Source organism: Dietzia sp. CH92, from assembly GCF_032248695.1.
In the GTDB taxonomy this organism is placed as follows: Bacteria; Actinomycetota; Actinomycetes; order Mycobacteriales; family Mycobacteriaceae; genus Dietzia.
In genome coordinates, this window is sequence record NZ_JAVHXC010000010.1 from 59,940 (window position 1) to 83,257 (window position 23,318).

Annotated in this window: 20 protein-coding genes; 10 read left to right on the forward strand and 10 right to left on the reverse strand. The window is 72.5% G+C overall.

Annotated elements, in window-relative coordinates; all coding sequences use genetic code 11:
* Nucleotides 1–16: 16 nt before the first annotated feature.
* Nucleotides 17–466, forward strand: coding sequence for a universal stress protein (locus RWK90_RS16410; protein WP_314038694.1), 450 nt, complete (start codon nucleotides 17–19; stop codon nucleotides 464–466).
* Here the strand turns inward: RWK90_RS16410 and RWK90_RS16415 are convergent.
* The 4 genes from RWK90_RS16415 to RWK90_RS16430 form a co-directional block, all read right to left on the reverse strand.
* Nucleotides 463–894 (reverse strand): DUF732 domain-containing protein, encoded by a 432-nt coding sequence (locus RWK90_RS16415; protein WP_314038695.1) that lies wholly within the window; start codon nucleotides 892–894, stop codon nucleotides 463–465. The two genes, RWK90_RS16410 and RWK90_RS16415, sit on opposite strands and share 4 nt — an antisense overlap.
* Nucleotides 891–3,344 (reverse strand): ATP-binding domain-containing protein, encoded by a 2,454-nt coding sequence (locus tag RWK90_RS16420; RefSeq protein ID WP_314038696.1) that lies wholly within the window; start codon nucleotides 3,342–3,344, stop codon nucleotides 891–893. The genes RWK90_RS16415 and RWK90_RS16420 overlap by 4 nt, the downstream gene beginning before the upstream one ends.
* Before the next feature lie 167 nt (nucleotides 3,345–3,511).
* A complete protein-coding gene (locus tag RWK90_RS16425) occupies nucleotides 3,512–4,591 on the reverse strand; it encodes a DoxX family membrane protein (protein ID WP_314038697.1) in 1,080 nt (359 codons plus the stop codon).
* A 119-nt stretch (nucleotides 4,592–4,710) separates the two neighbouring features.
* A complete protein-coding gene (locus tag RWK90_RS16430) occupies nucleotides 4,711–5,412 on the reverse strand; it encodes an MBL fold metallo-hydrolase (RefSeq protein ID WP_314038698.1) in 702 nt (233 codons plus the stop codon).
* A gap of 150 nt (nucleotides 5,413–5,562) precedes the next feature.
* Between RWK90_RS16430 and uvrA the strand changes: the two genes are divergently transcribed.
* Entirely contained in the window at nucleotides 5,563–8,631 is a 3,069-nt protein-coding gene (uvrA, locus tag RWK90_RS16435) for an excinuclease ABC subunit UvrA (RefSeq protein WP_314038699.1), read from the forward strand.
* An 88-nt stretch (nucleotides 8,632–8,719) separates the two neighbouring features.
* On the opposite strand, the gene RWK90_RS16440 is transcribed toward uvrA, so the two are convergent.
* Nucleotides 8,720–9,118, reverse strand: a complete 399-nt coding sequence (locus RWK90_RS16440) for a DUF1844 domain-containing protein (RefSeq protein WP_314038700.1) — start codon at nucleotides 9,116–9,118, stop codon at nucleotides 8,720–8,722.
* Between the two features lie 320 nt (nucleotides 9,119–9,438).
* Between RWK90_RS16440 and infC the strand changes: the two genes are divergently transcribed.
* The 5 genes from infC (at nucleotide 9,439) to RWK90_RS16465 (ending at nucleotide 13,349) form a co-directional block, all read left to right on the forward strand.
* Nucleotides 9,439–10,062: a translation initiation factor IF-3 gene (gene infC / locus RWK90_RS16445; RefSeq protein ID WP_314038701.1), complete on the forward strand. Its 624-nt coding sequence runs from the start codon at nucleotides 9,439–9,441 to the stop codon at nucleotides 10,060–10,062.
* A gap of 94 nt (nucleotides 10,063–10,156) precedes the next feature.
* A complete protein-coding gene (gene rpmI, locus RWK90_RS16450; protein WP_007630819.1) occupies nucleotides 10,157–10,351 on the forward strand; it encodes a 50S ribosomal protein L35 in 195 nt (64 codons plus the stop codon).
* Between the two features lie 70 nt (nucleotides 10,352–10,421).
* Nucleotides 10,422–10,802: a 50S ribosomal protein L20 gene (gene rplT / locus RWK90_RS16455; RefSeq protein WP_007630820.1), complete on the forward strand. Its 381-nt coding sequence runs from the start codon at nucleotides 10,422–10,424 to the stop codon at nucleotides 10,800–10,802.
* A 10-nt stretch (nucleotides 10,803–10,812) separates the two neighbouring features.
* Nucleotides 10,813–11,691 carry an RNA methyltransferase gene (locus RWK90_RS16460; RefSeq protein ID WP_314038702.1) on the forward strand — a complete coding sequence of 293 codons (879 nt, stop codon included), beginning with the start codon at nucleotides 10,813–10,815 and terminating at the stop codon, nucleotides 11,689–11,691.
* On the forward strand, nucleotides 11,688–13,349 hold the full coding sequence (locus RWK90_RS16465) for an ABC-F family ATP-binding cassette domain-containing protein (protein ID WP_314038703.1): 1,662 nt from the start codon (nucleotides 11,688–11,690) through the stop codon (nucleotides 13,347–13,349). The genes RWK90_RS16460 and RWK90_RS16465 overlap by 4 nt, the downstream gene beginning before the upstream one ends.
* Nucleotides 13,350–13,367: 18 nt before the next feature.
* Here the strand turns inward: RWK90_RS16465 and RWK90_RS16470 are convergent, their stop codons facing one another.
* The 5 genes from RWK90_RS16470 to fepB are packed head-to-tail and all read right to left on the reverse strand — an operon-like array spanning nucleotide 13,368 to nucleotide 18,624.
* Nucleotides 13,368–14,633, reverse strand: a complete 1,266-nt coding sequence (locus RWK90_RS16470; RefSeq protein ID WP_314038704.1) for an enterochelin esterase domain-containing protein — start codon at nucleotides 14,631–14,633, stop codon at nucleotides 13,368–13,370.
* Entirely contained in the window at nucleotides 14,630–15,514 is an 885-nt protein-coding gene (locus RWK90_RS16475; protein ID WP_314038705.1) for an ABC transporter ATP-binding protein, read from the reverse strand. Before RWK90_RS16475 ends, RWK90_RS16470 begins: the two co-directional genes overlap by 4 nt.
* A 4-nt stretch (nucleotides 15,515–15,518) precedes the next feature.
* A complete protein-coding gene (locus tag RWK90_RS16480; RefSeq protein ID WP_314038706.1) occupies nucleotides 15,519–16,604 on the reverse strand; it encodes an iron chelate uptake ABC transporter family permease subunit in 1,086 nt (361 codons plus the stop codon).
* On the reverse strand, nucleotides 16,601–17,638 hold the full coding sequence (locus RWK90_RS16485; RefSeq protein ID WP_314038707.1) for an iron ABC transporter permease: 1,038 nt from the start codon (nucleotides 17,636–17,638) through the stop codon (nucleotides 16,601–16,603). Before RWK90_RS16485 ends, RWK90_RS16480 begins: the two co-directional genes overlap by 4 nt.
* On the reverse strand, nucleotides 17,635–18,624 hold the full coding sequence (gene fepB / locus RWK90_RS16490; RefSeq protein WP_314038708.1) for a Fe2+-enterobactin ABC transporter substrate-binding protein: 990 nt from the start codon (nucleotides 18,622–18,624) through the stop codon (nucleotides 17,635–17,637). The genes RWK90_RS16485 and fepB overlap by 4 nt, the downstream gene beginning before the upstream one ends.
* A 177-nt stretch (nucleotides 18,625–18,801) precedes the next feature.
* Between fepB and pheS the strand changes: the two genes are divergently transcribed.
* Genes pheS through thiD form a run of 3 tightly spaced genes read left to right on the forward strand, consistent with a single transcriptional unit; the run spans nucleotide 18,802 to nucleotide 23,258 of the window.
* Entirely contained in the window at nucleotides 18,802–19,857 is a 1,056-nt protein-coding gene (gene pheS, locus RWK90_RS16495) for a phenylalanine--tRNA ligase subunit alpha (protein WP_314038709.1), read from the forward strand.
* A gap of 52 nt (nucleotides 19,858–19,909) precedes the next feature.
* The gene (pheT, locus tag RWK90_RS16500; protein WP_314038710.1) at nucleotides 19,910–22,399 is read left to right on the forward strand and encodes a phenylalanine--tRNA ligase subunit beta; all 2,490 of its coding nucleotides are present in this window, start codon (nucleotides 19,910–19,912) and stop codon (nucleotides 22,397–22,399) included.
* Nucleotides 22,392–23,258 carry a bifunctional hydroxymethylpyrimidine kinase/phosphomethylpyrimidine kinase gene (gene thiD, locus RWK90_RS16505; protein WP_314038711.1) on the forward strand — a complete coding sequence of 289 codons (867 nt, stop codon included), beginning with the start codon at nucleotides 22,392–22,394 and terminating at the stop codon, nucleotides 23,256–23,258. Before pheT ends, thiD begins: the two co-directional genes overlap by 8 nt.
* Nucleotides 23,259–23,318 lie beyond the last annotated feature (60 nt).

Sequence of the window (23,318 nt, forward strand, 5' to 3'; positions counted from 1 at the left end):
CGAGGAGAGGATGCAAATGAGCGCCTACACCAAGGTGGTGGTGGGGACCGACGGTTCGGAGTCGTCCTACCGCGCCGTCGACCGCGCCGCCCGACTCGCCGCCGACGCCGAGGCGACACTGGTGATCGCGTGCGCCTACGTCCCCGCCGACCCGCGGTCCGTGAGCCACGCCGCCGATCAGCTGGGCGACGACGCCTACCAGATCCGTGGCGACAACCCGGCCGAGGACATCGTCCGCGGGGCCCGCGAGCGCGCTCTCGCCGCCGGGGCCACGCAGATCGAGGCGCGCACGGTCCGGGGGGCACCGGTGGAGTCGCTGATCAAGCTGTCCGACGAGGTCGGCGCGGACCTCCTCGTGGTGGGTAACAAGGGACTGAACTCGCTGACCGGTCGCCTGCTGGGGTCGGTGCCCGCCGACGCGGCTCGCCGCGCGACCTGCGACGTGCTCATCGTCCACACGACCTAGTCGCAGAGGTGGGCCCGGCTCGCCTCGATGAGCGCGCGGCCGACCCGAGCGGTGTCCCACTCGTCGCTCTGGGCCGCGATCGCGCTGGTGAGCGGCCTGATGCGGTCGAGGATGGTCTCGGTGTCCGCTCCGTCGTCGATCCCGCCGCAGATCCCGAGGCCCACCTCCAGAGTCGTCTCCGCGGTCATCTCCGTCGGCAGCCCGAGCCCTGCCAGGTCGGTGAGGAACGCCCGCTCGTCCGCGCTGCGAGCCGGCGTTCCCGCCGCGGTGCCCGTCCCGCCCGACGAGTCCGACGCGACCGCATCCGGGGTCGCGGCGGCGGTCCTCTCGTCCACGGGGTCGGCCGCCTCCGCCCCGCACGCCGCGGTGGCGGCGACCACCGCGACCAGCATCGCCGCGGTCCACGACCGTGCCCGCACACCCCTCATGCGCTGAGCTCCCGCTCGGCGTCCGTCGGCTCCGGCTCGGCGTCCGTCGGATCCCGCCGGGCCGGCCCGGCCCCGGTGGAGTCGCCGTCGGCGAGACGGTCCCGGATCCCGGCGAGCAGCGGACCGAACCCCCCGGGCTGGACCAGGACCAGCTCCTGGGTGGCGCGGGTGGCGCCGACGTAGAGATCCTGCAGCCCCTGGGGCGAGCGTGCGAGCACCCGCTCCGGATCCACCACCACGACCACGTCGAACTCGAGTCCCTTCGCCAGCGCCAACGGGAGCACGGACGTGCCCGGCCGGGCCTGTTCCGCGGCCCCGGCCAGAGCGGCGCGGTCCGCCGGGGTGGTCTCGTCGTCGTCGTTGTCGTCGTTGCCGTCGTGGTCGGGCACCAGGACGGCCACCGCGCGCTCCGGCGGCACCGCGCGGACCTCGTCGGCCACGACCCGCGCCACCGAGTCCGCCTCCGGCTCCAGCCACGCCACCGGGCGCCGACCCGGACGCACCGTGCGCGGCGACGCGGCCCCGGCATCGATCTCCGCGAGCAGCAGCTCCGCCATCGCGGAGATCGTCGCCGGGGTGCGGTAGTTCACCGTCAACTCGGTCAGCACCCACCGGTCGTCCACGTACGGGGACAGCGCGTCGTGCCACGAGTCGATCCCCGCCGGGCTCGAGGTCTGGGCGACATCGCCCACCAACGTCATCCAGCGGTTGGGGGAGCGGCGCATGATCACCCGCCACGCCATGGTCGACAACTCCTGGGCCTCGTCGACGATCACGTGACCGAACGCCCACGTACGGTCCGCCCCGGCGCGGTCGGCGACCGTCAGATCGGAATCGGCACTGTGACGACGCGCCAGCGCCTCGGCGTCCACCACGTCGTAGGCCATCAGCACCTCGGGATCGAGATCGTCCTCGATGTCCTGGACCGCCGAGCCGGTGAGGATCTCCAACGCCTCCTCGGCCTGCCGCAGCTGCTCCTCCCACGCCCGGTCGGCCTCGCTGACGTCGGTCGTCGGATCCTCGCCGAGCAGCTCCGCGAGCTCGTCCAACAACGGCACGTCGGCCGGCGAGAACGCCGACCCGTCCTCGCGGAACAGCGCCTCCTGGTCCTCGGCCACGTAGTCACCCGCGGCCTCGGCGATCCGCTCGCGACTCGACAACAGATCCGCCAACAGCTGCTCCGGCCGCAACACCGGCCACCACTCGTCGACGACCCGGGCGACCTCTCGCGACGCCTCGACCTCACGGCGCAACGCCGCGCGGTCCTCGGCGTCCAACAGCGGCCGGGCCGGATCGCCGAGATCACCGACGCCGTCGCCCTCCGGCGACCACGCCTCGTCCTCCGCGCGCCCCACCGGGTCGGTGAGCGCGGCGGTGTACTGCTCGGTCAGCGCGTCGACGATCCGCGTCGCGAACGCCTCCCGCGCCATGTTGTGCGGGCGCCGGGTCATCCTCGCGCGCCCCCGCGCCGCGCGCACCGTCGCCGGCGTCAGCGTGAGGTCATGGCCCTCCACACGCACCACCACGTCGGCATCCGGCGCGAGCTGCCGCGCCCGGACCGCGGACCTGAGGATCCCGACCATCTCGCCCGACCCCTTGACCTCCTCGCCCCGCAAGGTCTCGGGACCGGTCGCCCGCACCCCCGGGTAGAGGTCGGCGAGGGTGCGCAGCACGACCCCCGACTCGCCGAGCGACGGCAACACCCGGGCGATGTAGTCGAGGAACCGCGCGTTGGGACCCACGATGAGGACGCCGCTGCGGTCCAACCGCTGGCGATGCGTGTAGAGCAGGTAGGCCGCCCGGTGCAGGGCCACCGCCGTCTTGCCCGTGCCGGGACCGCCCTGCACGACGAGCACGCCCTGGTGCGGGTTGCGGATGATCTCGTCCTGCTCGCGCTGGATGGTCGCGACGATGTCCGTCATCTGCCCGGAGCGGGCGGCGTCGAGCGCCTCCAACAGCGCCGACTCGCCCACCACGTCGTCGTGGTCCTCGGGCAGCTCGCCGTCCACCGGCGCGGTGAGGTACTCGTCGTGGATCCCGATCACCCGACGCCCGATCGTGCGCAGGTGCCGGCGGCGGTGCGCGCCCTCCGGCCGCGCGGTCGTGGCGAGATAGAAGGGCCGGCTGTGATCCGCACGCCAGTCCAGCAGCAGCGTCGTGAGGTCCTCGTCGTCGTCCCTCAGACCCACGCGCCCGATCCGCCGGACCTCACCGTCACCCATGTCCAGCCTGCCGAAGTACAGCCCGAGGTTCGCGGCGTTGAACGCCGCGAGCTCGGAGGAGTAGAGCCGGGCGAACGACTCCCGCTCCGAGCGCGCCTGCGGGGTCCCGCCGGATGCGCGCAGGACGGCGTCGAGCCGCGCGCGGGTGTCCGCGCGCAGTTCCTCGAGGCGGTCGAGGAGACGACCGAGGTGACGCTGTTCCTCGTCGACGGCATCGTGTCCCGTCACAGGCGCTCCTTCCGGGATGGGGTGCTCGGGCAGGATGTCCAGGCTACCGGGATCGACGACAGGCCCTCGGACGCCGATGACCCCGCCCGGGTGCGGGCGGGGTCATCGGCGTCCGGCATCACGCGGGGATCCGGCCGGGGCTGGAGGCCGGCCGGGTCCCGCCGAGGTCAGGGATGGATCGCGTCGGCGGCCCTGGCACGGACCTCGTCGGTCTTCTTCTTGGCCAGCACGGCCGCCTTGCCCGCGTCCTTCTCGAGCCGGGCGGACTTCTTCTTGGCGTCCTTACCGAAGCGGGCCGCCTTCTTCGCGGCCTTCTTCTCCGCGACCTTCCCGGACGCGCGGGCGGCCTTGCGGGCGTCCTCGGCCCGGTCGGCGGCGACGTGCGCGGCGGCGTCGGCACGGTCCCGCACCTCGGCGACGAGCGGGCGGGCCTCGGCGGCGGCCGCGAGGGCCACCGCGGACGCCTGGTCCCGCACCTGCGCGGCGACCGGGGCGGCCTGCTCCCGCGCCACGGCCGCGCGGTCGCGCAGGCGTGCGGCCACGACAGGTGCCTTCTCGCGGACGACCCCGGCGACCCCCGTCGCCTGGTCGCGGACCTGGTCGGCGACCTCCGGTGCCTTCTCACGCACCGTCTCGGCCACCTCGGGCGCCTTGTCCCGGAGGACGTCGGCCGCGCCCCGGGCCTGATCGGCCACAGTGTGGGCGACGCCGGCGATCGCGGCGCCGGCGGCGGCGGACTCCGCCTTGGCGCCGGGGAGCTTCGCCGCGACCTTGTCACCGGCCTGCCGGGCACGCCACGCCAGCCCGGGCTGACCGGCCGTGTCGGCGGACGCGAGCAGCAGCGCGCCGACGAGGGCGACATCCGTGGCCAGCCCCGTGGTCTTGCGGCTGCGCGCGGCCGGGTCGGACTCCATCCAGAACGCGTGCCGGCTGACGGTCGACGGGACGTGGGCGGCGGTGAGCGCCAGCGCCGAGAGCCGGGGGGCCTTGCCGAGAGCGAACAGCGCGCCCGCGCCGATCTTCACGCCGGCGAGCGCCTTCACCCAGGTCTCGGTGTCCTTGGGGACGGGCGGGACCGACGCGGACACGGTGTCGTTGACGGCCTGCTCACCCTTCTCCACCAGCGGGGCGGCCTTGTCGACGAGGGGGGCGGCGTCGGCGACGTGGGCCTGCGGATTGCGGAGCGTCTCAATTCCGTCGATGACGAACACCGTGGCGAGCATGGGTCGTGCGAGTCGTCGAATCATCATTCCTCCTGAATCGGTGGGAGTGCGACACCGAACCTAGTGCGAACCGGCGGCGCGCGCTTCCGGTCGCGCTTTCCTCCGCGGTGGCGGGACCGACGGACGCCGCCCGCCGGGCGGGGTCACCACCCCCGGGCGCGCCACTCGGCCAGGTGTGGCCGCTCCGCGCCGATCGTCGTGTCGTCGCCGTGCCCGGGGTGGACCACCACGTCGTCGTCGAGCACGTCGAAGACGCGGGTCTCCAGGTCGTCCATCAGCCGGGTGAAGTCCTCCGCGGAGCCGGTCTTGCCCGGGCCGCCCGGGAACAGGGAGTCCCCGGAGAACAGGTGCGTCCCCGCGTCGGTCCGCAGGAGCAGGGCGATCCCGTCCGGCGTGTGGCCGCGCAGGCCGATCACCTCGAGGCTCAGGTCGCCCACCTCCACGACGTCCCCGTGGGACACGTGCCGATCCGTCGGCACGTCGATGCCGCCGGCGTCGCCGGGGGAGGCGATCGTCGACAGGCCGAGGGCCCGCACCGTCTCGGCGAGCCCGATCCAGTGGTCGGCGTGGAGATGGGTCGTGAGGACCTCCTTCACCCCGGGCGCGCGGTCCCGCAGGTGTTCGACGAGCCGCGGTGCGTCGTTGGCCGCGTCCACGAGGAGCACCGCGCCGGTGTCCGTGGACTCGATGACGTACACGTTGTTGTCCATCTCGCCGACGGAGATCTTGCTCAGCCGCGCGGGACCCACGGTCCAGCGCTCGCCGGTGAGGCGCCCGGAGAGACGGCCGGAGTAACCCTCGGTGAGGGTGATGCGGTCGGGTAGGGACTCGGTGGGATTCGACATAACTGCAGGCTACCGAGGTCGGCCGGGGTCGGTGGCCGGAAGCGTGTCGTACTACGTTGGTACCTTCGTCTGCGGGAACGGTGGCCATGCCCCGGCGTACGGCTTCCGTCACTGGTATGTGGCGGCGCTCCCCACTCGGAAGGAGAACCCATGGTGGACCGTCTGGTCGTCCGCGGCGCACGGGAGCACAACCTCAAGGGCGTGGACATCGACGTGCCCCGCGACTCGCTGATCGTGTTCACGGGGCTGTCCGGCTCCGGGAAGTCGTCGCTGGCGTTCGACACGATCTTCGCGGAGGGCCAGCGCCGGTACGTCGAGTCGTTGTCCTCGTACGCGCGGATGTTCCTCGGCCAGATGGACAAGCCGGACGTCGACTTCATCGAGGGACTGTCGCCCGCGGTGTCGATCGACCAGAAGTCCACCAACCGCAACCCCCGGTCGACCGTCGGCACCATCACGGAGGTCCACGACTACCTCCGTCTGCTCTACGCCCGCGCCGGGGTGCCCCACTGTCCCACCTGTGGCGAGGTCATCTCCCGCCAGACCCCGCAGCAGATCGTCGACCAGATCCTCGAGGGGGAGGAGGGCGCGAGGTTCCAGGTCCTCGCCCCGGTGGTGCGTACCCGCAAGGGCGAGTTCGTCGACCTCTTCGCCCAGCTCGCCGCGGACGGGTACAGCCGCGTAAGGGTGGACGGTGAACTGCACTCCCTGTCCGAACCACCGACGCTGAAGAAGCAGGAGAAGCACGATGTCGAGGTGGTGGTCGACCGCCTCGCGACCAAACCGTCCTCGCGCCAGCGTCTGACCGACTCGGTGGAGACCGCCCTCGGCCTGGCCGACGGCGTGATCATCATCGAGTACGTGGACCTCGAGGAGTCGGACCCGGGCCGTCAACGTCGGTTCTCCGAGCACATGGCCTGCCCCAACGGCCACCCCATCGCGCTCGACGACATGGAGCCGCGGGCGTTCTCGTTCAACAACCCCTACGGCGCGTGCCCGGTGTGCGACGGACTCGGGGCGCATCTCGAGGTGGACCCCGACCTCGTGGTGCCGGATCCCGAGCGGTCCCTGGCCGACGGGGCGATCGCGCCCTGGTCGGGCGGCCAGAGCGCCGACTACTTCCAGCAGCTCCTGACCGGCCTGGCCAGCGACATGGGTTTCGACCTGAGGACGCCGTGGCAGGACCTGCCCGCGAAGGTGCGCAAGGCGGTCCTCGGCGGTGCCCCCACCAAGGTCCGCGTCCAGTACCGCAACCGGTTCGGACGGACCCGCACCTACGACGCCAAGTTCGAGGGCGTCATGTCGTTCCTCAAGCGACGGCTCGAACAGACCGAGTCCGAGTCGCAGAAGGAGCGCTACCAGGGGTACATGCGCGAGGTGCCCTGCCCCGGATGCGACGGCACCCGTCTCAAGCCGGAGATCCTCGCCGTCACCCTCGCCGGGCCGGGCGGCGAGGAGCGGTCGATCGCCGACATCAGCCGCATGTCGGTCGAGGACTGCGCGGCCTTCCTCGACGGGCTGGAGCTCGACTCCCGCCAGGCGATGATCGCGGGACGGGTCCTCAAGGAGATCCAGGCCCGCATGGGCTTCCTGCTCGACGTCGGCCTGGACTACCTCTCCCTCGACCGTGTCGCGGGCAGCCTCTCCGGCGGTGAGGCGCAGCGCATCCGCCTCGCCACCCAGATCGGGTCGGGTCTCGCGGGCGTCCTGTACGTCCTCGACGAACCGTCGATCGGCCTGCACCAGCGCGACAACCGTCGCCTCATCGACACGCTCGTCCGACTCCGCGACCTGGGCAACACCCTGCTCGTGGTGGAGCACGACGAGGACACCATCCGGGCCGCGGACTGGATCGTCGACATCGGGCCGCTGGCCGGTGAGCACGGGGGACGGGTCGTCCACTCCGGGGACTACGAGGGGCTACTGGCCAACACGGAGTCCCTCACCGGCGACTACCTGGCCGGGCGCCGGGAGATCGCGGTCCCCGACAAGCGACGCGACCCGAGCCCGGACAGACGGCTCCACGTGAGGGGCGCCCGGGAGAACAACCTCAAGAACGTCGACGTGGTGTTCCCGGGCGGGGTGTTGTGCGCCGTCACGGGCGTCTCCGGATCCGGCAAGTCGACCCTCGTCAACGACATCCTCGCGACCTCCCTCGCGAACCAGCTCAACCGGGCGCGCCAGGTTCCCGGTCGGCACTCCCGCATCGACGGTGTCGAGGACTTCGACAAGCTCGTCCAGGTGGACCAGTCGCCGATCGGCCGCACACCGCGCTCGAACCCGGCGACCTACACGGGCGTCTTCGACAAGATCCGCACCCTGTTCGCGGCGACCACCGAGGCCAAGGTGCGGGGCTACAAGCAGGGACGGTTCTCGTTCAACGTCAAGGGCGGTCGCTGCGAGGCGTGCCAGGGCGACGGCACGCTGAAGATCGAGATGAACTTCCTGCCGGACGTCTACGTGCCGTGCGAGGTGTGCCACGGTGCGCGGTACAACCGCGAGACCCTCGAGGTGCACTACAAGGGCAAGACCATCGCCGAGGTCCTCGACATGCCGATCGAGGAGGCGTGCGAGTTCTTCGAGCCCATCACCTCCATCCACCGCTACCTCAAGACCCTCACCGAGGTCGGCCTCGGCTACGTCCGCCTCGGGCAGCCCGCGCCGACCCTCTCGGGCGGCGAGGCGCAGCGCGTCAAGCTCGCGGCGGAGCTGCAGAAGCGCTCGAGTGGTCGGACCGTGTACATCCTCGACGAGCCCACCACGGGCCTGCACTTCGAGGACATCACCAAGCTCCTGTTGGTGATCCAGGGACTCGTGGACAAGGGCAACACCGTGATCGTGATCGAGCACAACCTCGACGTGATCAAGAGCGCCGACTGGGTGATCGACATGGGCCCCGAGGGGGGCGCCGGTGGTGGGACGGTCGTCGCGCAGGGCACCCCGGAGCAGGTCGCCACCGTCGCCGAGAGTCACACGGGGCGCTTCCTCGCGGAGGTCCTGCCGGCGGGCGGGGCCGGTGAGGCGAGCGCGACGCGGGCGACGAGTTCCGGCGAGAAGGGCGCGGCCGGCGAGGCGAGCGTCGCCAAAGCACCCGGGAAGGCGACGGCGACCACATCGGCCGGGAAGAAGTCCGGCAGGAACGCGGCGTCGACGTCGACCGCCCCGGCGGCCAAGAAGACCGCGGCCAAGGCGGCCCGGAAGGCCCGCGCGCTGCGCTGACCGGCCCGTTCCCCGCGCCCGGCGACACGGGGTGGTCAGGCGCGGGAGCGGCCGGAGCCCGCAGGGGGCTCCGGTGCCCCGTGGGAGGTCAGTAGACCGGGCCGGTGAACTTCTCGCCGGGGCCCTCGCCGGGCTCGTCGGGGTACGCGCTGGCCTCGCGGAAGGCGCGCTGCAGGCCCTGCAGGCCGTCGCGCACGACGCGGGCCTGCGGCCCGAGATGCTCCGCCGACCCGGTCACCAGGCCGGCGAGCGCGGTGATCAGCTTGCGGGACTCGTCGAGGTCGAGTCGCGGGCTCGAAGCCGGGTCCTCGTCGGACAACCCCAGCTTCTCGGCGGCGGCGCTCATCAGGACGACGATCGAACGGAAGATGATCTCCTGGGCGGAGACATCCGCCAGATCGACGATCTCGACCTCGCGGGCGTCGAGATGGCCCTCCAGGGGATTCTCGGTGGCCTGGTCGGCGGAGGTGGGCTGCTCGGTGGTCATGCCGTTCACTGTCCCACGGACCGCCCCCGGGCGCGCGCACCGACACCGGTTTGGGGGCAGCCGCCCCAGCTGGTAGAGTCCGTCAATGACTGTGGGAATCCGCTACGCGGCGGGTTCCGTCGTCCAAGAGGAGCCCGATCTCCCACCATCCGACGCCGGAAGGCAGTTTGATGGTCACCACCCCGACGAGGGGTCCGCGAGCGTTCGCGTTCGTATCCTCGTCGACGGGTGAGGAGTGAGAGGCCCCCGGTAGCCATACCGTGGGGCCTTCTCGGTTTCGCCGGCCACGGCCGGCGAGCAGCGGGGCGCCTCGAGGGCGGTTGTGCGGCCACGCGAGTGGTCGCGGACGCCAGCACCGTTACTACCGAGGAGGGCCCATCAGCGCCGAAGCACGTATCAACGAACGAATCCGTGTCCCCGAAGTCCGACTCGTCGGCCCCGGGGGCGAGCAGGTGGGGATCGTTCGCGTCGAGGATGCACTTCGTCTGGCCCTGGAGGCCGATCTCGACCTCGTGGAGGTCGCGCCGAACGCACGCCCGCCGGTGTGCAAGATCATGGACTACGGCAAGTTCAAGTACGAGGCCGCGCAGAAAGAGCGCGAGTCGCGGAAGAACCAGCAGCAGACCGTCGTCAAGGAGCAGAAGCTCCGGCCGAAGATCGACACGCATGACTACGAGACCAAGAAGGGGAACGTCGTCCGTTTCCTCGAGAAGGGCTCGAAGGTCAAGGTCACGATCATGTTCCGTGGTCGTGAGCAGTCCCGGCCCGAGCTCGGCTTCCGGCTGCTGCAGCGCCTGGCGGACGACATCACCGAGTACGGATACGTGGAGACCAGCGCCAAGCAGGACGGCCGCAACATGACCATGGTCGTGGCCCCGCACCGCGGCGCCAAGACCCGCGCCAAGGCGCAGGACTCGAAGGTCACCGACCCCGCGTCCGAGTAGGCCCTCCGCGCCGACCAGACCACGGACGCACGCCGTCCGCACACCCGAGGCCCCACCGGGCACTCCGGGCCGAACCATGTGAGGAAGACCGATCATGCCGAAGATGAAGACCCACAAGGGCACCGCCAAGCGCTTCCGGAAGACCGGAACCGGCAAGCTGGTGCGCCAGCAGGCCAACCGCCGCCACATCATGGAGAAGAAGCCCACCAAGCGCACCCGCCGTCTCGACGGTCGTACGGACGTCGCCCCGGCCGACGTCCCCCGCATCAAGCGGCTCCTCGGGCTCTAGAGCCCCTCCGACCTTCAGTAATTCCGGTCGCCCCGCAGGGTGACCGCCCCAGACCAGTGAGGATTGACCAGTGGCACGCGTGAAGAGGGCAGTCAACGCCCAGAAGAAGCGTCGGACCGTACTCGAGTCCACCAAGGGCTACCGCGGGCAGCGTTCGCGCCTGTACCGCAAGGCCAAGGAGCAGATGCTCCACTCGATGACCTACAGCTACCGCGACCGTCGCGCGCGCAAGGGCGACTTCCGGAAGCTGTGGATCTCGCGGATCAACGCCGCGGCCCGCGCCAACGACATGACGTACAACCGCTTCGTCCAGGGCCTCAAGCTCGCCGGCGTCGAGGTGGACCGCAAGGTGCTCGCCGACCTCGCCGTCACCGACCCGGCCGCCTTCACCGCGCTGGTCGAGGTCGCCCGCAAGGCGCTGCCGGCCGACGTCAACGCGCCGGCTGCCTGACACCCGCGACTTGACGAACACCCCGCCCTCGCAGGGCTCGGGACGACCCGCGGATCCGTTCACCGAACGGACGCCGCGGGTCGTTTCCGCTTCCAAGTTCCACCGCTCGGCCGCCCGACGCAAGGCCGGCCGGTTCCTCGCCGAGGGGGCCAACTCGGTGGAGGCCGCTCTCACCACCGGCGCCGCCGTCGAGCTCTTCTGCACCGAGGCCGCCCTCGACCGCTTCTCCGACCTCGTCGCCACCGGCTGCGGCGTCGGAGTCCCCGTGTCCGTGGTCACCGACCGCGCGATCCGCGGCCTGTCCGACACCGTCAGCCCCACGGGCATCGTCGCGGTCTGCCGCACGGTGACGAGGTCCGCCACCGACGGGAGCCGGACAGACGAGGCACGGTCCGGCGAGAACCGCACCGCCGAAAATCCCGCCCCGCGGCTCGTGGCCGTCGGGCAGGCACTCGCCGAGCCGGGCAACGTCGGCACCCTCATCCGCGTCGCCGACGCGCTCGGCGCCGACGCCGTGTGGCTCACCGACGGCGCCGTCGACCCGGAGAATCCCAAAGCCGTCCGCGCCTCCGCCGGCAGCCTCTTCCACCTGCCCGTGGTCCGCGGCATCGCCGAGGCCGACCTGGTCGAGCGGGCGCACCGATCGGGGCTGCAGGTCGCCGTCGCCGACGCCGGAGGCGAGGTCGACATCGAACACGCCGAGGCCGTCCTCGGCGCCCCCACGGCGTGGGTCTTCGGCAACGAGGCCCACGGCGTCCCGCGAAACCTCGCCGCCGCAGCCGACATCCGGGTCCGGATCCCCATCCGCGGCCGCGCGGAGAGCCTGAACATCGTCACCGCGGCCTCCATCTGCCTCCACACGAGCTCCCGGCTCCAGGCGGGATCGTGAACGCCATGCTCACCGCCCGCGGAATCGGTGCCTCCCGCGGCGCGCGCACGCTCTTCGACGGGCTCGACCTCGTCGTCGCCCCCGGTGACGTCTGGGGCCTCGCCGGGCCCAACGGGGCCGGCAAATCCACCCTCCTCCACGCCCTGGCCGGCGACCCCCTCGCCGAGATGACGGGACAGGTCACCGTCAGCCCTCCCCACGCCACCGTCGGCCTCCTCCGGCAGGAGGTGGAACGGGACCACGACGAGGTGGTCCGGGACTTCCTGCACCGCGTCACCGGCGTCGCCGACGCGCAGAGCCGCATGGACACGCTGGCGGAACGGATGGCCGACTCCGACGCCGCGTCCGAGGCCTACGGCGACGCCCTCGAACGCTGGCTCGCCCTCGGCGGGGGCGACCTCGACGACCGGATCCCGGTGACGGCTGCACGGCTCGGGCTCGACCCCGCCGTCACCGACCTGCCGATGACCGCGCTGTCGGGAGGGCAGGCCGCCCGTGTCAACCTCTGCGCCGTGCTGCTCAGCCAGTACGACATCCTGTTGCTGGACGAGCCCACCAACGACCTCGACCTCGCCGGACTGGCCGTGCTCGAGGAGTTCATGCGGGCCGAACGCCGACCCATGGTGGTGGTGAGCCACGACCGCGAGTTCCTGTCCCGGTGCGTGACCGGCATCGTCGAGCTCGACTCCGCCCAGCGGCAGATCACGGTGTTCGACGGCGGGTACGAGGCCTACCTCGCCGAACGCGCGTTGGCCCGGCAACGGGCCCGAGACGCCTACGAGGAGTACGCCGGCCGGGTCGACCAGCTGAAGGACCGGGTGCAGACCCAGAAGACCTGGCTGGACAAGGGCGTGCGCAACACGATGCGCAAGAGCGGCGGACGCGACGCCGAGCGCGACAAGCACATCCGCAACCGTGCCGGGCAGCGCTCGGAGAAACAGGCCGCCAAGATCGCCCAGTCGGAGCGGGCGATGGAGCGGCTCGAGGTCGTCGAGGAGCCCCGCAAAGAGTGGGAGCTGCGCATGGAGATCGCGGCCGCCCCGCGCTCGGGTGCCGTGGTCGCCGTGCTCACCGAGGCGGTCGTGCGGCGCGGTGACTTCGTCCTGGGGCCCGTCACCGTCCAGCTCGGCGCCGGGGACCGGGTGCTCGTCAGCGGACCCAACGGCGCCGGCAAATCCACCCTGCTGGCGGTGCTCACCGGCGCCACCGCCCCCGACTCCGGGCGGGCGACGACCGGCTCCGGAGTGGAGACGGGACGGGTCGACCAGGCCCGCTCGGAGTTCAGCGGCGACGACACGCTGCTCGACACGTTCTGCGTGGCCGCCGACCCGGCCGGGCTCGACCCCACCGGGGCGCGCACCCTGCTGGCCAAGTTCGGTCTCGGCGGGGAACACGTGGCGCGGCCCTGCGCCACCCTGTCACCGGGCGAACGGACACGGGCCGCGCTGGCGCTGCTCCAGCAACGCGGCGTCAACCTGCTCGTCCTGGACGAGCCGACCAACCACCTCGACCTGCCGGCCATCGAGCAGCTCGAGCAGGCGGTGGACGCGTTCGACGGCACGGTCCTGCTCGTCACGCACGACCGGCGGATGCGGGACGCGTTCCGCGCGACCCGGGAGCTGATCGTCGAGGCCGGCGCGGTGCGCGAGACGCATTGAGCGCGGGAGCCGGTGGGGTCAGCGCCCGCCCAGCAGTGCCAGCAGCCCGTCGCCGATGCCCCCGCGCCAACACGCCGAGTCGTGTCCGCCGACGAACTCGGTGTACCCGACGACCTCCGCCGCGCCCCGGTCGCGCAGTTCGCGGTGGAGGCGCCGGTGGTCGTCGAGGAGGATGCTCTCGGCGAGGCCGACCTCGATCCACAGCCGGGGACGACCCGGCTGCGCCGCGCGGGCGCGTTCCAGCATGTTCTCCTGCCACAGGGACGAGGACTGGGCGATCGCCGCGCCCACGACCTCGGGGTGGTCGAAGGCGGTCTTCAGCGCCGTGAGGCCGCCGAGGCTCTGTCCCACCACGACCACGTCCGCGGGATCCGCGCTGACCGCGTGCCGGTCCCGCACCCACGGCACGATCCGGCCCGCGAGCTCGGCGGCGGTCCCGGAGTCCACGGACAGCTCGGCCATACGCCGCTCGGGCTCGCCGTTGTCGACGTACACGATCACCGGGGGCCGGATCAGCCCCGCCGCCGCCTGCGCGGCCACGGTGTCGGTGACGTGTCGCCGGCGGAGCCAGACCGCCCCGTCGAGCACCAGCAGTACCGGCGCCTGCGGATGGTGGGGGAGACCGTAGTCGGCGGGCGGGACGACCCACAGGGTGCGGGCCCCCGGGCCCTCGACCGGCTCGGGGGTCGTGGGAGCGGGCGCGTCCCCGTTGTGGGAGGTGCGGATCCAGGGCTGCTCGGGGGCCCGGTCGAGGCGGGCGACGGAGAGGGTCTCGCCGGTGTGGGCGGACTCGGTGAGCGGGTTGCGGGGGTCCGGCCGGTAGCGCGCGCGTAGCCGTCTGAGCGCGGGCCGGGTCCCCTCCTCGAGCAGGGCCCGCCAGGTGGCGTCGTCGAGCGGGACGAGGCCGTAGGAGCCGCGCCACCGCGCATCGAGGGCGACGGTGCGGTACCAGATGTCGGTCCCGGGGACGCGGGTCATGGCTCCCTGGTCCAGACCGTGGGTGACCTTGTTGATCCCGATGTAGACGTGGTCGGCGTCGGCGTCCCGCCAGAGGAAGGTGACGATGCGGCGGGTCGCGTCGCCGGGGTCCGGTTCGACGATCGGCGAGCGGTGCCCGGTGGTCGCCCAGAAGTTCTCGACGGTCTGGGCGCGGCGGCCCAGGCGGTCGAGAGCGCCGGCGAGGACGGCGCTGCGGGCCTCGACCGGCGTGGGCGCCGACGGGACGACCGGGGGCGTGCGGGGCACGGCCCCGGCGGTCACCCGGGGCGTGCCCGGGGCGCTCACGCCGGGTCCCCGGCGGTCGCGGCCTCGCCCGGGTCGCCCAGGCTGCGCAGCGGAACGACCATGGGGGTGCCGCAGACCGGGTCGTCGATCACGCGCGCCTCGAGGGCGAACACCTGCGCGAGGAGTTCCTCGGTCATGACCTCGCGGGGGGCACCCCGGTCGACGATCCTGCCGCCGTGCATGACGATGAGGTGGTCGGCGTACCGACAGGCCTGGTTGAGGTCGTGCAGGACGAGCGCGACGGTGCGTCCCTCCTCGCGGTTGAGACGGTGGACCAGCTCCATCACCTCGAGCTGGTGGGAGATGTCGAGGAAGGTGGTGGGCTCGTCGAGGAGCATGACCGGGGTGTCCTGGGCGAGCAGCATCGCGATCCACACCCGCTGACGCTGGCCACCGGAGAGCTCCTCGACCATCCGGTCGGCCAGGGCGGTGATGCGGGTGGCCTCCATCGCCCGCGCGACGGCGACGCGGTCGGCCTCGGACCACTGTTGCAGCATCCGCTGGTGGGGGAAGCGGCCCCGCGCGACGAGGTCGGCCACCGTGATCCCGAACGGGGCGGTGGAGGACTGGGGCAGCAACCCAAGTCGTCGGGCGAGGGCCTTGGGCGCCATCCGGCGCACGTCCCGGCCGGAGAGCAGGACGTCCCCGGAGTCGGGGGTGAGCAGCCTGGACAGCGCGCGCAGGAGCGTGGACTTCCCGCAGGCGTTGGGGCCGATGATCACGGTGACCTCGCCCGCGGGGACGGACACGTCGAGGTCCCGGCTGATCTGCCGGGATTCGTAGGACAGGGTCAGGCCGCGGCCTTCCAGCGCGGGGACGGCGCCGGTCGCGGGGACCGTGCCGGTGGCCGCGGGGGTGGTCGTGTCGGGGGTCGTGGTCATGGGTTCACACCTGCTTCGATCGGGTGAGGAGCCAGATCAGGTAGAGCCCGCCCACGACTCCGGTGACCTTGCCGATGGGGACCGTCGCGAGGACGGGGAGGGACTGGGCGACCGTGTCGGCCAGCACGAGGAGGGCGGCGCCCATGGCGGCCGCGGTGAGCACCGGCATCCCGGCGGATCCGGTGAGTCGGGTCGCCAGCTGGGGCGCGGCGAGGGCGATGAAGGCGATGGGGCCGGCGGCGCCGACGGCCAGTCCCGCGAGTGCCACCGCGATGAGCATGAGCAGGATGCGGGTGCGTTCGACCCGGATGCCGAGCTGGCTCGCGGTGTCGTCCCCCATCTCCATCAGGGTGGCGCGTCGACCGAGGATCGTCAGCAGCGGGACCGCCACCGCCACGCCGACGAGCGCGGGCAGGGCGTGCTCCCATCCTCGGGCCTCCAGCGATCCCGCGAGCCAGATGTTGGCGGTCACGGCGGTGTCGAGGTCGCCCATGACGAGCAGCAGATTGTTGACCGCCTGGAGCACGGCGCCGACGCCGATCCCCACGAGGATCAGCCGGTACCCGCCGGTGACCCTGTTCTTCACGGAGAGCACGTACACGAGTACGGCGGTGAGCAGTCCTCCGAGGATCGCGCTGACGGACACGCGGACCGGATCGGCCTGGAAGATGATGATCTGGACGATCGCGCCGGTGGCCGCGCCGGTGGTGAAGCCGATGATCTCGGGCGAGCCGAGGGCGTTGCGGGAGATGGACTGGAAGACGGCGCCGGACAAGCCGAGGGCGGCGCCCGCGACGATCGCGGTGACGACGCGCGGCAGCCGGAGCCCCACGACGACCCTGGAGGCGACGTCGTCGCCCTCCGCGCCGGTGAGGGCGCCGGCCAGCGCGCCCACCACGTCGGTCAGCGGCAGACGGAGCGTGCCGGCGGTCATCCCCACCGCGCCCAGCACGAGCGTCGCCAGGATCAGTCCGGTGGTCACCACGATCACGCGGGTGGACGTGACCAGGGTGACGGGGCCGGCCGTGAGGAGACGCCCGGTGGGACGCGCGGCGGCGAGGGCGTCGGGGCCGGGCCGGGGGGTGGTCACAGCTGCACCAGCTTCCTGCGTCGGACGAGGATGATGAAGAAGGGTCCGCCGATGATGGCGACCATGATCCCGACCGGCACCTCGCCGGGCGGGGCGACGAGTCGGCCGAGCGCGTCGGCCAGGACGATCAGCGCGGCCGCGATGGCGCCGGAGTAGGGCAGGAGCCAGCGGTGGTCGACGCCCACCAGCAGGCGTGCCAGGTGGGGCGCGGCGAGGCCGAGGAAGACGATGGGCCCGGCGGCGGCGGTCGCCGCCCCGGCGAGGATGACGACGACGACGCCGGCGAGTGCCCAGGTCCGGCCCGGGTCCGCTCCGAGAGCGCGACCGGTGTCCTCCCCGAGGGCGACGGCGTCGAGAGCGCGGGACTGCGCGAGGGCGAGTCCGACGCCCACGGCGGCGAGCAGCCCGACCGCGACGAGGACGTCGGTCCCGCGCCCGGCCAGCGAGCCGACCATCCAGTTCCGGTACCGGTCGAAGACCTCTTCGTTGCTGTTGAGGAGCACGACGGTGGTCAGCGCGCTGAGCACCGCGGTCAGGGCGGCGCCGGAGAGCACGAGTCGCACCGGGTTGGTCCCGTTGCGGACCCCACCGAGCAGGAACACCGCGACCGAGGCCAGCGCGGCCCCGACGAGGCCCAGGACGAGGTACCCGGACACCCCGGTGATGCCGAGGAACGAGATCCCCACGGCGATCGCGGCGGCGGCGCCGGCATTGATCCCGAGCAGGCCGGGCTCGGCCAGCGGGTTGCGGGTGAGGGACTGCATCATCGCGCCCGCCACCCCGAGTGCGACGCCCACCACGAGCGCGTTCAGCGCGCGAGGGACGCGGAGGTCGCGGACCAGCAGGTGGCGGCTGTCGGTGGCGTCGAACGCGGTGAGGGCGTCCCACACCACGCCCGCGGGGATGTCTCGTGATCCCACGGTGATGCTGAGTGCGGCGACGCACAGGGTGATCAGCACCAGCACGACGAGCCCGACGAGCCGCCGGTGTCGGCGTCTCGTCGGGCCCGCGGCGGCGGGGAGTGTGATGGTCACCCGCCGAAGTTCTCCACCACGGAGTCGACGATCTCGGTGGCGCTGTACTGGTCGACGCGGAAGGAGTTCTTCCCGAGCCCGTGGACGGCACCGTTCGCCACCGAGGGCAGGTTGGCCAGGACGGGGTCCTGGGCGAACGCCTGGGCGCCGGCCTCGTCCTGCATGAGGATGAACGTGGTCGCGGAGGTCAGTTCGGTGAGGTTCTCGTAGGAGGCGAACACGAAGTCCTCGCGCTGCTGCGGCTGCGAGTGCCACTCGGCCGGCGGGTCCTCGACCCGGAACCCGAGCGCGGTGAGGATCTCGGCGTGTGCCGATCCCGCACGGGCGATCGGGTTGGTCTCCCCGGGCCCGTTGAACGAGATGATGTTCGCGGTGCCCTCGGGCACCTCGATCTTCGCGGCGGCGTCGGCGACGTAGGCGTCGAACTCCTCGGCGGCGGCGGTGGCCTCGTCCTCGAGTCCGGTGGCCTCACCGAGGTCCTCGGCCAGGTCCTGCCAGGTCTGCCCGCCCTGGTCCACGACGATGGTGGGGGCGATCTCGTTCAGCTCGGCGAGGTTGTCGGTCAGCGTGTCGGCTCCGCTCGCCGAGGTCACGATGAGGTCCGGGTCCTGGCCGATGAGGGCCTCGATGTCCACCGAGCCGGCGGGGAACAGCGGCACGACGCCCTCGGACTCTGCGACGTCCGACCACTGGCCGAAGAAGTCCCCGTTGCCGCCGGTCGTGCTGCCCACGACGGGCGCGTCGATCGCGAGCAGGGTGCCGGTCACGGAGACCGTGGACACGATGCGCTCCGGCTTGGCCTCGATGGTGGTGGTGGAGCCGTCCGCGTTGGTGAAGGTGCGCGGCCACTGCTCGGAGCTCGCCTGGCCGGTGTCGGTGTCGGCCGACGCCTCCTCACCGGCGCCGCCGCAGCCCGCGAGGGCGAGCAGCAGCGCGGCCGAGCCGGCGAGCAACCCCGTGAATCTTCTGGTGGTGGTCAGAGCCATCGTGTGTGTCCTCCGTGGTGGTGGGTGCCCCGGACCGGATCCGGGACCGCGACTTAGGTTAGCCTTCCCAACTGCGAATCGGGCGCAACAGGGTCGCCGAGGAGGGATCGACTAGTCTTGGCCCCCGAGGCGGGTCGGTCGGACAGGGCCGACGAGACGTGGAGGACGAGGGCACTGGTGAGCGAAGACACAGGCGCGGGCGAGGTCCGGATCGACGAGGAGTCGCTGGCGGGGTACGCCGCGGACGCCGAGGCGGCGTTCGCGGGGGCCGCCGATCTCGACGCGCTGGCCACCGCCAGGACCGCGCATCTGGGGGACCGCAGCCCCATCGCGTTGGCGCGCCGCGGGCTGGGTGCACTGCCGAAGGAGCAGAAGGCGTCGGCGGGCAAGACGGTCAACGTCGCCCGCGGCCGCGTCCAGCAGGCCTACGATGCCCGGTTGGCCGAACTCCAGGCGGAGCGTGACGCCGCCGTGCTCGTCGCCGAGACACTCGACCTGACCGTCCCGTCCGGCCGTGCCCCGGTGGGCGCCCAGCATCCCATCACGATCATCACCGAGCAGGTCGCGGACGTGTTCGTGGCGATGGGCTGGGAGATCACCGAGGGACCCGAGGTCGAGGCGGAGCACTACAACTTCGACGCGCTGAACTTCCTGCCCGACCACCCGGCGCGCACGCTGCAGGACACCTTCCACATCGCCCCCGAGGGCAGCCGGCAGGTCCTGCGTACCCACACCTCGCCCGTGCAGATCCGCACCATGCTCGACCGGGAGCCCCCGATCTACGTCGCGTGCCCGGGCCGCACGTTCCGGACCGACGAGCTCGACGCCACCCACACCCCCGTCTTCCACCAGGTGGAGGGGCTGGCGATCGACAAGGGCCTGACCATGGCGCACCTGCGCGGTGCACTGGACGCCTTCGCCCGCGCTCTCTTCGGTCCCGAGACCCGGACCCGGATGCGCCCCAACTACTTCCCGTTCACCGAGCCGTCCGCCGAGGTGGACGTGTGGTTCCCCCGCAAGAAGGGTGGCGCCGGCTGGGTCGAGTGGGGTGGCTGCGGCATGGTCCACCCCAACGTCCTCACCGCGTGCGGGATCGACCCCGAGGAGTACTCGGGCTTCGCCTTCGGCATGGGCCTCGAGCGCACCCTGCAGTTCCGCAACGGACTGTCGGACATGCGCGACATGGTCGAGGGGGACGTGCGCTTCTCCCTGCCCTTCGGTATCCGCGCCTGAGCCGCGCCCGCCCCGCCGCAAGCCCACCACACCAAGACGAAGGACCCCCACAGTGCGAATTGCGCAGTCCTGGTTGACCGAGATCCTGCAGCGTGCCAACGACGGCTGGTCCGTGAGCCCCGCCGAGCTGGACGCCGGGTTCGTCCGGGTCGGCCTCGAGGTGGAGGGTGAGCCGGAGCAACTCCCCGAGATCACCGGCCCTCTCACGATCGGCCGGGTCGCGAGCATCGAGGAGCTCGAGGGCTTCAAGAAGCCCATCCGCTTCTGCCTGGTGGACGTGGGGGCCGACGAGCCCCAGCAGATCGTGTGCGGTGCCCGGAACTTCGCCTCCGGAGACCTCGTGGTGGTCGCGCTGCCGGGGACGGTGCTGCCCGGCGGGTTCGAGATCGGCAAGCGCAAGACGTACGGCAAGCCCAGTGAGGGCATGATCTGCTCGGCCTCCGAACTGGGGATCGGCTCCGACCACAGCGGGATCATCGTGCTGGCCCCCGGGACCGCGGAGCCCGGCGATCCGGCCGGCCCGGTGCTCGCGGCCGGTGCGGACGAGCGCGACACGGTGATCGAGCTCAACGTCACGCCCGACCGTGGTTACTGCCTGTCGGCGCGGGGCCTGGCCCGCGAGCTCGCGTGCGGCTTCGACCTCGACTTTTCCGACCCCGCCGTCGAACTGGGTCTGCCGTCGGACCGGCAGACGTGGCCGCTCGAGGTCAGCCCCGAGTCCGGTGCCCGGCGGTTCGCCCTGCGTCGCGTGACGGGCGTGGACCCGGCCGCGCGCACCCCGTGGTGGATGGCCCGCCGCCTGTTGCTCTCGGGCGTGCGTCCGATCTCCCCGGCCGTCGACGTCACCAACTACGTCATGCTCGAACTCGGTCACCCGATGCACGCGTTCGACGCCGCCCGCGTGCAGGGCGGTCTCGTCGTGCGTCGTGCGCGGGCGGGGGAGACCCTGGTGACGCTCGACGACGTCACGCGCACCCTCGACCCCGAGGACGTCGTCATCTGCGACGAGACCGGCCCCATCTCGATGGCCGGCGTCATGGGCGGTGCCTCCACCGAGGTCTCGGACACGACGACCGACGTCCTGTTGGAGGCCGCGGTGTGGGACACGCTCGCGGTGTTCCGGACGATCCGCCGCCACAAGCTGCCGAGTGAGGCCGGCAAGCGCTACGAACGCGGGGTCGACGCGGCGGCCTCGATCGCCGCCCTGGACCGCGCGGCCACCCTGCTCGCCGAGATCACCGGCGGCACGGTCGAGGACTCGCTCACGGACGTGGGGTCCGCCCCGGTCATGCCGACGATCGCGTTCGACCCGGACCGCCCCTCGCGCGTGGCCGGCGTCGGGTACCCGGCCGGGACTGCCCGGAGGCGCCTGGAGCAGATCGGCTGCGCCGTCGCCGGTGACGACGCAGTGCTGCTGGAGGTCACGCCGCCGACCTGGCGTCCCGACCTCGCGCTGCCGGCCGACCTCGTGGAGGAGGTGCTGCGCCTGGAGGGGCTGGAGAACATCCCGTCGGTGCTGCCCACCGCCCCGGCGGGCCGGGGCCTGACCGCCGAGCAGCGTGGGCGACGCGCCGTCGGTCACGCCCTCGCCGCGGCCGGGCACGTGGAGGTGCTCACGTCCCCGTTCTGTGACCCGTCGGTGTTCGACGACATGGGGCTGGGGGACGACGACGAGCGCCGCCGGACGATGTCCGTGGTCAACCCCCTCGAGAGCGACAAGGCGCACCTCGCGACCACCCTATTGCCGTCGTTGATCGAGATCGCGCGCCGCAACATCACCCGGGGCAGTCGCGACCTCGCCGTGTTCTCGGTCGCGCAGGTGTCGTTCCGGACCCCGACCACCGGCGCGGTGGAGATGCTGCCGGTCGACCGTGAGCCCACGCCGGAGGAGCGCGAGAGACTGAGCGCCTCCCTGCCCGCGCAGCCCCTGCACGTCGCGGCGTTGTACACCGGCCGGCGCGAGCCGGCGGGGCACCTCGGGGCCGGCCGCGACGCCGACGCCCTCGACGCCGTGGAGGCCGCGCGGATCGTCGGGCGTGCGCTGGGCGCCGAGGTCGAGGTGCGGGCCGCCGACCACGCGCCGTGGCACCCGGGCCGGTGTGTCGAGGTGCTCGTCGACTGCGCGGTGGTCGGCCACGCCGGCGAGCTGCACCCCGCCGCCTGTGAGCGGCTCGGACTGCCCGCGCGGTCCTGCGCGGTCGAGCTGGACCTCACCGCGATCGGCGTGCGCGAGGTGCTGCCGGCCCCGACGATCTCGTCGTACCCCGCGGTCAACCAGGACGTCGCCCTCGTGGTGGACGCCTCCGTGCCGGCGGCCGACGTCGAGGCGGCGCTGCGCGAGGGCGGCGGGGAGCTGCTCGAGAGCGTGCGCCTGTTCGACGTCTACACCGGAGCGCAGCTCGGCGAGGGGCGCAAGTCGCTGGCCTACGCGCTGACGTTCCGCGCCGACGACCGGACCCTCACCGAGGACGAGGCCAGCACCTGGCGTAACGCGGCCGTCGAGGCCGCCTCCCGGGCCGTGGGGGCGAGCCTGCGTGGCTGAGGACGAGCGGCCGGCCGGGGCGCGGGCGGACACCCGCTCGCCCGGGCCGCGGGTGCCGCGGATCCTCTGCATCGCGGGTACCGACCCCTCCGGCGGTGCGGGCCTGCTCGCGGACGTCAAGGCCGTCGCCGCGATGGGCGGGTACGGGATGGGCGCCGTCACCGCGGTCACCGTCCAGAACACCGTGGGCGTCACCGGGGTACACGCGCTGCCCGTCGCCGACGTCATCGCCCAGCTCGACGCGGTCGCCGATGACGTGATGATCGACGCCGTCAAGATCGGCATGCTCGGGGAGGCGGGTCTCGTCGAGGCCGTGGGGGACTGGCTCCGTCGTCGTCGTCCCCCTCATGTCGTCCTCGACCCGGTCATGGTGGCCACCACCGGTGGGCGGCTCGCCAGTGAGGACGCCGCCCGGATGCTGCGCGATCTCGTCCCCCTCGCGGACCTGGTCACGCCCAACGTCCCCGAGCTCGCCGTCCTGTGCGGCCTCGAGGGTGCGACGGACATCGAGGGCATCGTCGGGCAGGCCGAACTCGTCCACGACCAGACGGGGTGCGCCGTGCTCGCCACCACCGGGGACCTCGAGGACGGTAGCGCCGAGGACGTCCTCGTCGAGACCGAGGGCGACCGCCGGACCACGCTGCGGCTGCCGTTCGTGCGGGTCGACACGCCACACACCCACGGCACCGGGTGCTCGCTGTCCTCGGCGCTGGCCACCGCGCGCGTCGGCGCGCCGGACTGGGAGGCGGCGTACCGGCGGGTCCGACCGTGGATGGACGGGGCCCTCCACGGGGGACTGACCCTCGAGGTCGGGCACGGCTCCGGACCTCTCGACCACACCTGGTTCCTGCATCGCTGACGGTCCCGCCCGCGGCGTCGACGACACCGGCCGCCGCTCCCGGACCGCTCCTGTCGTACA

Excerpts from the sequence above, each read along its gene's own strand:
- RWK90_RS16415 (WP_314038695.1), bottom strand. The coding sequence starts at position 894 with ATGAGGGGTGTGCGGGCACGGTCGTGGACCGCGGCGATGCTGGTCGCG.
- RWK90_RS16430 (WP_314038698.1), bottom strand. The coding sequence starts at position 5,412 with ATGTCGAATCCCACCGAGTCCCTACCCGACCGCATCACCCTCACCGAG.
- RWK90_RS16410 (WP_314038694.1), top strand. The coding sequence starts at position 17 with ATGAGCGCCTACACCAAGGTGGTGGTGGGGACCGACGGTTCGGAGTCG.
- RWK90_RS16440 (WP_314038700.1), bottom strand. The coding sequence starts at position 9,118 with ATGACCACCGAGCAGCCCACCTCCGCCGACCAGGCCACCGAGAATCCC.
- fepB (WP_314038708.1), bottom strand. The coding sequence starts at position 18,624 with ATGGCTCTGACCACCACCAGAAGATTCACGGGGTTGCTCGCCGGCTCG.
- rpmI (WP_007630819.1), top strand. The coding sequence starts at position 10,157 with ATGCCGAAGATGAAGACCCACAAGGGCACCGCCAAGCGCTTCCGGAAG.
- RWK90_RS16425 (WP_314038697.1), bottom strand. The coding sequence starts at position 4,591 with ATGATTCGACGACTCGCACGACCCATGCTCGCCACGGTGTTCGTCATC.
- RWK90_RS16475 (WP_314038705.1), bottom strand. The coding sequence starts at position 15,514 with ATGACCACGACCCCCGACACGACCACCCCCGCGGCCACCGGCACGGTC.
- uvrA (WP_314038699.1), top strand. The coding sequence starts at position 5,563 with ATGGTGGACCGTCTGGTCGTCCGCGGCGCACGGGAGCACAACCTCAAG.